Below are 9513 nucleotides of genomic sequence, written 5' to 3'. Positions count from 1 at the left end.
GGCCAGGAAGGCCGCGTTGACCAGGGTGAACAGGCCGATGAACCAGATCGTCCACTGCGGCGCGACGATCAGCACCAGGCCGGCCAGGGCGATCACGGCGCCGTAGTCGCGGACCAGCTTGACCAGGCGGACCGGCAGGGAGCGGCTGGTCACCATGCTGGCGGCCTGCTCGCCGCCCTGCATCACCGAGGTGACCAGGTTGACCATCCAGGTGCCGGCGAACGCAGCCAGCAGCCACGCCGGAGTGTCGCTCACCTGCGCCTTCGCGGTGGCGGCCAGCGCCGAGACCAGGGAGATCTGGACGGCCACGTCGCAGAGCACGTCCAGTCGCCCGCCGGCCACGGAGGTCTGCCCGGTCACTCGGGCCAGCTGGCCGTCGGAGCAGTCGAACGCGTACGCCAGCTGCCAGCCGACCAGCGCGAGCAGGCCGATCGGCCAGGCCCACACCCGGCCCTCGGCGACCGGGCCGGCCGCCGCGATCACCACGAACGAGACCAGGCAGCCCAGGCCGAGGTTGAACACGGTCAGCACGGTCGGCGCGATGCCGCGTTTCCTCGCGATGACCGCGATCCGGGCGCCGATGTGCTGGCTCACGGCCTCGCTGAAGAGGCCGCCGCCCCGGTTGACCGCGTAGTACTCGGCCGCGCTCGGGCCGGAATCAGCGGTCTGCGACTGCTTCGACATATTCGGCCAGCTTTCGGCGTATCTCGTCCGGGCCCATGGCCAGGTGCTCCAGGATCGTGTACCGGTCGGGGCGGGTGCGCGGAGCGAACTCGACCGCCTCGACGAACTGGTCGGCGTCTAGGTCGACGTCGGCGGGCACTCGCGGTAGCTGGTGCCGGGCCAGGCATTCGGACATCTGCGCGAAGCGGCGTTCGTCGCCGCGCAGGAAGGTGCAGAACAGCGCGCCCAGCCCGGCCAGCTCGCCGTGCGAGGCGGTGCCGGGGAAGAGCGAGTCGATGGCGTGCATGATCTCGTGGCAGCCGCCGGAGGACGGGCGGCTGCTGCCGCAGACCGCCATGGCCAGGCCGCTGGAGATCAGGGCTTCGGCGAGGACCGTGACGAACGCGTCGTCGGACATGTCGCCGGGCATGGTCAGTACGGCCTCGGCGCCCATCCGGGCCAGCGAGGCGGCCAGCCCGTCGACCGGTTCGCCGCGGACCTCGCGGGCCAGCTCCCAGTCGGCGAGAGCGCTGATGTTGCTGATCACGTCGCCGACGCCGCCGCGGCTGACACGTTCCGGGCCGTTCTCGACGAAGTCCAGGTCGACGATCACGCCGAACGGGATGTGCACCCCGTACGAGCCCTTGATGCCGTCGTGGATGAGGCTGGCCACCGGCGAGGCGATGCCGTCGTTGCCGAGGCTGGTGGCCACCGAGATCATCGGCAGGCCCCAGCGATTGGCCGCGTACTTCGCGACGTCGACCGTGGTGCCGCCGCCGATGCCGACGACGGCGTCGTACCGGCGGGCGCGGAGCTTGCCGGAGAGCTCGAGCGCGGCGTCCAGAGTGCCGCCCGTGGTGGTGTAGACGTCCGCCGAGCCGAGCGTCGGGCGGATCAGGTTCACCACCTGTTCACCCAGACCCGGTCCGACCACGACCGCGACGTCACCGCCGGCCGAGATCCGGCTGTCGGCCAGGATGCGGCCCAGATCGGCCACCGCACCCCGGCGTACGTCGATGTGCAGCGGCGTCTGGATGCTGCGGGCTAGTAGCGGCATGCGATTTCCCGAGCCTTCGCGAGGTCCTCGTGGTTGTCGACCTCGACCCAGCTGACCTCGCCGATCGTGGCCGCGCGCACCTCGCCGCCACGGTTCGCGTACTCCTGGAAGCCGTCCTCGTAGTAGAGGTTCGGGTCCCGCTCGAAGGTCGCCTTGAGCGCGTCGGCGAGCGCGGGGGCCGCCGAGGCCTCGATGATGTTGGCGCCGATGTACTCGCCGAACGCGTCGGCCGGATCCATCAGCTTCGTGATTTTGGCGAGTTGGCCATCTGCGCGGAAGACCGTCTTCATCTCCTCGTCAGCCAGCTTCTTCAGATTGTCGATGGCGAGCAGGATGCTCGGACCCCGACTCGTAAGGAGGGTCTCCTCGACGCTCACGGGATGCACGGTGTCGCCATTGACCATCAACGCGCCCTGGGCGAAGTGGTCGCGGGCGAGCCAGAGGGAATAGGCGTTGTTCCACTCCTCGGCCTTGTCGTTGTGCACCAGGCTGATCTTGACGCCGTATTTCTCCTGGAACGCGGGCACCCGCTCCTCGACGGCGCCGGCGCAGTAGCCGACCACGATCGTGACGTCCGTGAGCCCTGCCGCGGCCAGATTGCGCAGCGAGATATCCATGATCGTCGTGTCGCCGTCCACCGGGACGAGCGCCTTGGGCAGCGTGTCCGTGTACGGGCGAAGCCGACGGCCGGCTCCGGCCGCGAGTACGAGTCCGATCATGGGGTCATGTCTCCTGTCGAGGGGCGCGCAGCTCTGGCCCCGCGAGGATAACGGCCACTGTCTCATTGGCCGGACCGCACGAGGCAAAAGAAAATCCTATAGAGGCTGCTCGTAAGCTGGAAACCATGACCGCTGAGCAGCTGATCTCTTTCGCCCGTGGCGCTCCGTCGCTGGACATCATCGACGTCGAGGGCCTCAAGGCCGCCGCCGCGCGCGCCTTCGACGCCGACCCGGCCGGCATTACCGCTTACGGCACGTCCGTCGGTTATGTCCCGCTCCGCAAGTGGATCGCGGAGAAGCACGGGGTCTCGGCCGACCAGGTCATCGTGACGAACGGGTCGCTTCAGGCCGATGCGTTCCTCTTCAACCACCTGGTACAGCCGGGCGACACCGTGGTCGTGGAGAAGCCGACCTACGACCGCACCCTGCTCAGCCTGCAAAATCTTGGCGCCAAGGTGCACCAGGTCACGCTGCGCGAGGACGGCATCGACGTCGACGAGCTGCGCGCGCTGCTGGAGTCCGGCATTCGCCCCAAGCTCGCCCACATCATCCCGAACTACCAGAACCCCGCCGGCATCACGCTGTCCGACCAGAAGCGCCGTGACCTGCTCGCGCTCGCCGCCGAGTACGGCTTCACGATCTTCGAGGACGACCCGTACGTCGACATCCGGTTCCGTGGTGACGCGCTGCCGTCGATGCTGTCGCTGGACTCGGACAACGTCGTGGTGCACGCCTCCAGCTTCACCAAGACGGTCTGCCCGGGTGTCCGGGTCGGTTACCTGGTCGGCCCGGCCGCGCTGATCGACGCGATCGCCAAGAAGGCCACCAACCTCTACATCTCGCCCGGCATGGTGTCCGAGGCGATCGTGCACCAGTTCTGTGTTTCCGGCGACATCGAGCGGTCGATCCAGACGGTCAGCACCGCACTCGCCGAGCGGGCCTCGGTGCTCGCAGAGTCGCTGCGCAAGCACATTCCGGGCGCGACGTTCACCGAGCCGGACGGCGGGTACTTCCTCTGGGTCGATCTGCCCACCGATGTCGACGTGGACAAGCTCTTCCCGGCCGCGATGAAGAAGGGTGTCGCTATCGTCAAGGGCACGGACTTCCTGCTCGACGGCGGGCAGAGTTCGGTGCGCCTGGCCTTCTCGGCGGTCACCGTCGAACAGATCGACGAGGGCGTCCGCCGTCTGGCCGAAGCGATCGAAGAGGTACGCGCCTAAGGTTTTCGAGGCGCCGGGCGGGGAACCGATCCCGTCCGGCGCATGCTTCGTGGTGAGCTAGCCTGCTCCCCGTCGCGCGGTGTGGGGGAGGTCAGCATGAGCGAGCGTGAAAACGGAACGTGGAGCCGGACCAGGCCGTTGTCCCGGGCCTTCGCCGCTCCCGTGCGGGCCATGAACCGCTTCCTCGGCGCCACCGACGGCCATGCCGACGGCACCGGCCCGCGGGCGACCGGCAGCGCGGTGGTCGACTGCGGGGTGTACGCGGCGGGGGTGCGCCTGCCCGGCCACTTCAGCCCCGACGAGGCGTTGCAGCTCGCCTGTTCCCGGGATGACGCCTTCGTCTGGCTCGGTCTGCACGAGCCGGACGAGGAGGAGATGACCGCGATCGCGCACACCTACGGCCTGCACGAGTTGGCCGTGGAGGACGCGGTGAAGGCCGAGCAACGGCCCAAGCTGGAGAACTTCGGGTCGGTGCACTTCCTGGCCATGCGCACGGCCAAATACGTGCCGCACCACGAGCTGACCGAGACCTCGCAGGTGGTCGAGACCGGCCAGATGATGATCTTCGTGGGTGAGCAGTTCGTCATCACCGTGCGGCACGGCGACGCCTCGGAGCTCGGCTCGGTGCGCACCGACCTGGAGACCGAGCGAGCCGTGCTGCTGGAGCAGGGGCCCTGGGCGGTGGCGTACGCGGTGACCGACCGGGTGGTCGACCACTACCTCGCGGTCGCCGACCAGATCGAGGCCGACCTCGACATCATCGAGGAGGGCGTCTTCTCCCGGGGAGCGGGCAGCCCGATTCAGGCCATCTATCAGATGAAGCGGGAACTCGTGGAGTTCCGCCGCGCGGTGGTGCCACTGCAGCGGCCGCTGGCCACGATCGTGGCGATCGTGCCGAAGCGGATCGGAAAATACTTCCGCGACGTGCAGGACCACCTGACCCGTACGGTCGAGCAGGTCTCCTCCTACGACGACCTGCTCAACTCGATCCTGCAGGCCCGGCTCGCGCAGGTCACGGTCGATCAGAACAACGACATGCGCAAGATCGCGGCCTGGGCGGCGATCGCCACGGTCTGGACCGCCGGCGCCGGGGTCTACGGCATGAACTTCCGGCACATGCCCGAATTGGACTGGTTGTACAGCTACCCGGCGTGGTGGGCGATCATCCTGGGCGTCTCGGTCCTGCTCTACCGCGCGCTGCGTCGCAACGGCTGGCTGTAGGGCTGCCCCCAGGACATCGACGTGGACCCCTAAGGTGACAGGGTGCCGTCGCGTCAGGACCAGCTGCATTCGTACCAGTACTCGCTTCAGCGGGTGGTGGCCGCGTTGGTCACGCACGACCCCGATCCGTCCCGGTCACCGCTGCGCCGAGCCGGCACGACCGCGCTGGTCAGCCTGTTGGTGGCCAGCCTCGCGGTGGTCGGCGCCACGATCTACGGGATCCTTACCGGACAGAGCAACGTGAACCCCAAGGACGCGAGCGTGGTGTTCCAGGAGAAGGGTTCCGGCGCCCGCTACGTCTACCTGAAGTCCGACGACAAGCTGCACCCGGTGCTCAACTTCACGTCCGGCCTGCTGCTGGCCGAGGGCGAGTCGCCCAAGCTGAAGAGCATCGCGGCCGACAAGCTCGCGACCGTGGGGCTCGGCCCGACGCTCGGCATCCCGGAGGCTCCCGACTCGCTGCCGGACTCCGACGACCTGCTCACCGAGCGCTGGTCGATCTGCACCGACAACAAGGGCGAGGAGGGCCGGCCGCGCAGCACCCTGCTGATCGGAGACAGGCTCACCGACGGCACGGTGGCGGCCGGCACCGGCGAGGCCCTGCTGGTGCGCGACACGGCCGGCGCGAACTTCCTGATTCACAACAACCGCCGGTTCTTCATCCCGGCCGACCGGCTGACCGCGACCAAGCGCATCCTCGGCTGGGGTGCGCAGGAGTCGTGGCAGGTCTCGACGGCCTGGCTCAACGCCGTTCCGCGCGGCGCCGACCTGGTCCCGCCCCCCATCCCCGACGTGGGTGATGATTCGGTCGTCGGCGATCTCAAGGTGGGCCGGCTGGTGACCGGGCCGGACAAGCAGGTCGCGATCATCCTGTCCGACGGCGCGGCCGACCTGACCCCGGTACAGGGCAAGCTCATGCAGGTGGCCGGGGCGGCGGCGCCGATCGACCTGGGCAACGACTTCCTCACCATGCCGCCCTCGAAGACCAGGCTCAGCGACACGAACGATCCGAACGGCCTGCCCGCCGAGGTGCCGCAGTTGCGCGGGACGAACCCCGGCCAGGTGTGCATGACGCTGCCGGCCGACAGCAAGTCGGGCGACGGCATCCGGATCGACCCGACCGTGCCGGCCGGTTCCGCGGTCGACTCCAGCGGAGCCGCTCCCAGCACGGTGCTCGCCGACTTCGTGCACGTGGCCCGGGGTAAGGGCGTGGTGGCCGAGGCCGCCGCCTCGCCGACCGCACCGGCCGGCAGCGGGACGGTGAGCGTCGTCACCGACACCGGGCGCATCTATCCGCTGGCCGACCGCGCCCTGCTGACCAAGCTGGGATACGCCGGAGTCAAGCCGCGGCAGATCCCGTCCGAGCTGATCTCCCTGCTCCCACAGGGCGCGTCGCTCGATCCGGCGCGGGCCGGGCAGAGCCAGTCCTGAGCGCACGACGAAGGGCGGGCCGCCTCTCGGCGCCCGCCCGTCGTAGACCTGCTTACCGGGGGCTTTGCTGAGCCGGGTCCGGGACGGTGCCGTTCGGCGTGGTGTACGTCGAGGGCTCGCCCGGTTCGAACGCGGCATCGTCGGCCCCGCCAACCTGCGAGGCCGGGTCGTACTCGTCCCACTGAGCAGCCTTGCGGCGCTTGGCCGCGTACGCCGCGCCGACACCGACAGCGGTGCCGAGCAGCGCGAAGCCCAGCAGACGGGACTTGCTCCGGCCCTGCTTGCGGCCGATCGCCTTGTTCGCCCGCTTCTGCAGCTTCTGCGCGTTGCGCTGGTTCTGCTTGGCGGTTTTCTTGGCCTGACGCTTGCTCACCTTGCCGGCCTGCCGGACGTTGTCCGTCGCGGCGGTGACCAGCGGCGTGAGCGTGGCGAGAGCGCTGTCCCAGCCGCTCGAGGCCGCGTCCTTGGCCTTGACGGCGGCCGGTTGCACCCGGTCGACCGCGGCGGCGAAGGTCGGGCCCACGGTCGCGCTGGTCTCCTGAGCCGCGAGTGATGCCGCGCGCTTGAAGTGATCAACGCTCTGACCGAGCTCGGTCTTCATCCGCCGGCTACGGCGCTTGCGGCGCATAGTTGCGAACACCAGTGCCCACCTCCCTGTGGTTCTCTCCCACGTCATGGTGCCCTCTATCGGTACCCCGTCGCTGCCGGATCAGACACATGGGGGAGGATCCGAATTGCAAGAGAACTGTCCCATCGCCCCTTAGAGGTACCGGCGGGGCGACCGCGACAACGACAGGAGTACCCGTGGCTGAGACTCTTTACGCCACCCTGCACACCAACCATGGCCCGATCCGGCTTCAGCTGTTCCCGGACCATGCCCCGGCGACCGTGCGCAACTTCGTGGAGCTCGCGGAGGGCAACAAGGAGTACACCGACCCGCGCACGCGTCAGCCGGGCAGTGGCCCGTACTACGACGGCACGATCTCGCACCGGGTCATCGCCGGCTTCATGATCCAGCTCGGTGACCCGACCGGCACCGGCACCGGCGGTCCGGGCTACAAGTTCGCCGACGAGTTCCACCCGGGGCTGAGCTTCGACCGGCCGTACCTGCTGGCCATGGCGAACGCGGGCCCGGGCACCAACGGCTCGCAGTTCTTCATCACGGTCGCGCCGACCCCGCACCTCAACCGCCGGCACACCATCTTCGGCCAGGTCGCCGACGAGGCGTCCGCGAAGGTCGTGGACTCGATCGCGAACACCAAGACCGGCCCGGGCGACCGGCCGGTCGAGGACGTCGTGATCGAGCGCGTGGAAATCGAGCGCGTGCAGGACTGACGTACCTTTGTACGCATGAGTGAGGCTCCCTCGACGGCACCGGTCTGCTATCGCCATTCGTCGCGGGAGACCTACATCCGGTGCACCCGATGTGACCGGCCGATCTGCCCCGAGTGCATGCACGAGGCGTCGGTCGGCCACCAGTGCCCGGAGTGCGTGACCGAGGGCAGGAAGACCACACGGCCGGCGCGGACCGCCTTTGGTGGCACCCACGCCGGCCGGGCGGGTTATGCGACGCGCACCCTGATCGGCATCAACGTGGCCGTGATGGTGCTCTCGGCGATCGTCGGCGGTGCCAAGGCGATCGCCGGTTCCGGTGGCTGGTTCGGCCTCGGTGGCGCCCAGACCTCGGTGACCCGCTTCGGCGAGGTGCTGGGTTACGCGCCCTATGTGATGAACGGTGAGATCCACGGCGTCGCGGCCGGCGAGTGGTGGCGGCTGTTCACCGCCATGTTCCTGCACTACGGCGTGCTGCACCTGCTGCTCAACATGATGTTGCTCTGGCAGCTGGGCCGCTATCTCGAGGCACAGCTGGGCCCGATCCGGTTCACCGCGCTCTACGTGCTGGCCGGCCTCGGCGGCAACGTCGCGGCTTATGTGTTCACTCCGCAGAACCAGCCCGCCGCGGGCGCCTCCACCGCGGTCTTCGGCCTGGTCGCGGCGATGTTCATCGTCAACAAGCGGCTCAAGCTGGACGTCACCGCCCTGATCCCGCTGCTGGTGATCAACCTGCTCTTCACCTTCACCGTGCCGAACATCTCGGTGGCCGGCCACCTCGGCGGGCTCATCGCGGGCGGCGCGGTGGCAGCCGTGCTGGCGTACGCTCCGGCCGCGCGCCGGTCGCAGGTGCAGGCGATCGGCTGCGCCGTGATCTTCCTGGTGCTACTGGTCGGGGCTGTGGTGCGAACTCAGGCCCTGCTCGCGTGACTCCGCACCGGGAGCGATCCGCAGGTCGGCCAGGACGGCGGCCACATCCTCCGGCAGGGCGCCCAGGTCGTTCGCGCTGAACAGGTAGATAGCGTCACCGGCGTCCAGCTCCAGTGTCTCGCTGCGCAGACCTCGATGGGTGCGGCGGTCGACCCGTACCCTCTCGATCGCCGACCAGGGCACCTGCCGCCGGCGAGCGAAGCCCGCCAACACCGTCACTCCGTCGGGGTCCGCCGCCAGGCGGACCGGCGCGAGGAGATCTCGCACGGCCCAGACGAGTACGCCGGTCGCGGAGACCCCGGCGATCGCCCACCGGATCGGGTCGTTGCCGCCGAAAGCCGCTGCCAGCACCACGATCGCGACCGCGACCATCAGCTTGGTGACCGGGAGGACCGGCCGGATGCGCCACTGCATGTGACCACTATGCCGGTGAAACTTTTGTAATTCGACATTCATCTGGTGGTGGCCGATGCCTGCGGGCCCGGGCGCCGTTGAACGCCATATGGACGTGTTCTCCCGTACGTTCCTCCCGGCCGCCGCCGAAGCCGGCGTGGGCATCCCGACCGTCAGCCGGCACATGCCGATCTTCCGTCGCTGCGTCGACCCGGACGACACAACGGTGCTGGTCAGCCGCTGTTATCGACCGGACGCGCCGATGTCCGGCGAATTCATGATGGTGCTGACCTACCGCCGGCTCGTCGTGACCCAGGAAACGAAGGTCTTCCATCGGTTGCGGCTGCATCTCAACGCCAATCTCCGGCACCTGAGCAACGTCACCTGGAACCCGGATGTCGCCCATTCCGCCGTCGAGATTACGGCCACGGCGGTGGACGGGGTCCGCGAACGCTTCCGGATGCGGCTCGCCGAGCCGGACGCGGTCTGGCACTGCGACTCGCTGCTGGAGCACGTGTTCCGCCCCACCCGCGTGATCGCCGCCTGA

At 68.9% G+C, this 9513-nt stretch carries 11 protein-coding genes; 6 read left to right on the top strand and 5 right to left on the bottom strand.

Features of this window, described 5'->3' with window-relative positions:
- The 3 genes from Ato02nite_RS48320 to Ato02nite_RS48310 form a co-directional block, all read right to left on the bottom strand.
- The coding region (locus Ato02nite_RS48320) for a CDP-alcohol phosphatidyltransferase family protein (RefSeq protein WP_213013487.1) at positions 1–684 on the bottom strand (684 nt) is incomplete at its 3' end.
- Positions 659–1720 carry an iron-containing alcohol dehydrogenase family protein gene (locus Ato02nite_RS48315; protein ID WP_213013486.1) on the bottom strand — a complete coding sequence of 354 codons (1062 nt, stop codon included), beginning with the start codon at positions 1718–1720 and terminating at the stop codon, positions 659–661. The genes Ato02nite_RS48315 and Ato02nite_RS48320, both read right to left, overlap by 26 nt.
- Positions 1708–2439 carry a phosphocholine cytidylyltransferase family protein gene (locus Ato02nite_RS48310; protein ID WP_213013485.1) on the bottom strand — a complete coding sequence of 244 codons (732 nt, stop codon included), beginning with the start codon at positions 2437–2439 and terminating at the stop codon, positions 1708–1710. The genes Ato02nite_RS48315 and Ato02nite_RS48310 overlap by 13 nt, the downstream gene beginning before the upstream one ends.
- 125 nt (positions 2440–2564) lie before the next feature.
- Here Ato02nite_RS48310 and Ato02nite_RS48305 point away from each other — a divergent pair, with 125 nt between their 5' ends.
- The 3 genes from Ato02nite_RS48305 to eccB all read left to right on the top strand — a co-directional run bounded on the left by Ato02nite_RS48305 (position 2565) and on the right by eccB (position 6311).
- Positions 2565–3659 carry an aminotransferase-like domain-containing protein gene (locus Ato02nite_RS48305; protein WP_213013484.1) on the top strand — a complete coding sequence of 365 codons (1095 nt, stop codon included), beginning with the start codon at positions 2565–2567 and terminating at the stop codon, positions 3657–3659.
- Positions 3660–3755: 96 nt separating this feature from the next.
- The gene (locus Ato02nite_RS48300) at positions 3756–4880 is read left to right on the top strand and encodes a magnesium and cobalt transport protein CorA (protein WP_213013483.1); all 1125 of its coding nucleotides are present in this window, start codon (positions 3756–3758) and stop codon (positions 4878–4880) included.
- 42 nt (positions 4881–4922) lie between these two features.
- Positions 4923–6311: a type VII secretion protein EccB gene (eccB, locus tag Ato02nite_RS48295; protein ID WP_213013482.1), complete on the top strand. Its 1389-nt coding sequence runs from the start codon at positions 4923–4925 to the stop codon at positions 6309–6311.
- 52 nt (positions 6312–6363) lie between these two features.
- Here the strand turns inward: eccB and Ato02nite_RS48290 are convergent, their stop codons facing one another.
- Positions 6364–6951 (bottom strand): hypothetical protein, encoded by a 588-nt coding sequence (locus Ato02nite_RS48290; RefSeq protein ID WP_246608199.1) that lies wholly within the window; start codon positions 6949–6951, stop codon positions 6364–6366.
- 164 nt (positions 6952–7115) lie between these two features.
- On the opposite strand from Ato02nite_RS48290, the gene Ato02nite_RS48285 reads away from it, so the two are divergent.
- On the top strand, positions 7116–7646 hold the full coding sequence (locus tag Ato02nite_RS48285; protein ID WP_213013481.1) for a peptidylprolyl isomerase: 531 nt from the start codon (positions 7116–7118) through the stop codon (positions 7644–7646).
- 15 nt (positions 7647–7661) lie between these two features.
- Positions 7662–8573 carry a rhomboid family intramembrane serine protease gene (locus Ato02nite_RS48280; protein WP_213013480.1) on the top strand — a complete coding sequence of 304 codons (912 nt, stop codon included), beginning with the start codon at positions 7662–7664 and terminating at the stop codon, positions 8571–8573.
- Here the strand turns inward: Ato02nite_RS48280 and Ato02nite_RS48275 are convergent.
- Positions 8529–8987: a PH domain-containing protein gene (locus Ato02nite_RS48275; RefSeq protein ID WP_213013479.1), complete on the bottom strand. Its 459-nt coding sequence runs from the start codon at positions 8985–8987 to the stop codon at positions 8529–8531. The genes Ato02nite_RS48280 and Ato02nite_RS48275 overlap by 45 nt on opposite strands.
- Before the next feature lie 88 nt (positions 8988–9075).
- On the opposite strand from Ato02nite_RS48275, the gene Ato02nite_RS48270 reads away from it, so the two are divergent.
- On the top strand, positions 9076–9513 hold the full coding sequence (locus Ato02nite_RS48270) for a hypothetical protein (RefSeq protein WP_213013478.1): 438 nt from the start codon (positions 9076–9078) through the stop codon (positions 9511–9513).

It is taken from the genome of Paractinoplanes toevensis, assembly GCF_018332695.1.
Lineage (GTDB): Bacteria > Actinomycetota > Actinomycetes > Mycobacteriales > Micromonosporaceae > Actinoplanes > Actinoplanes toevensis.
Note: the sequence above shows the minus strand (reverse complement) of the source record. Positions and strands in the feature narration are given on the sequence as shown.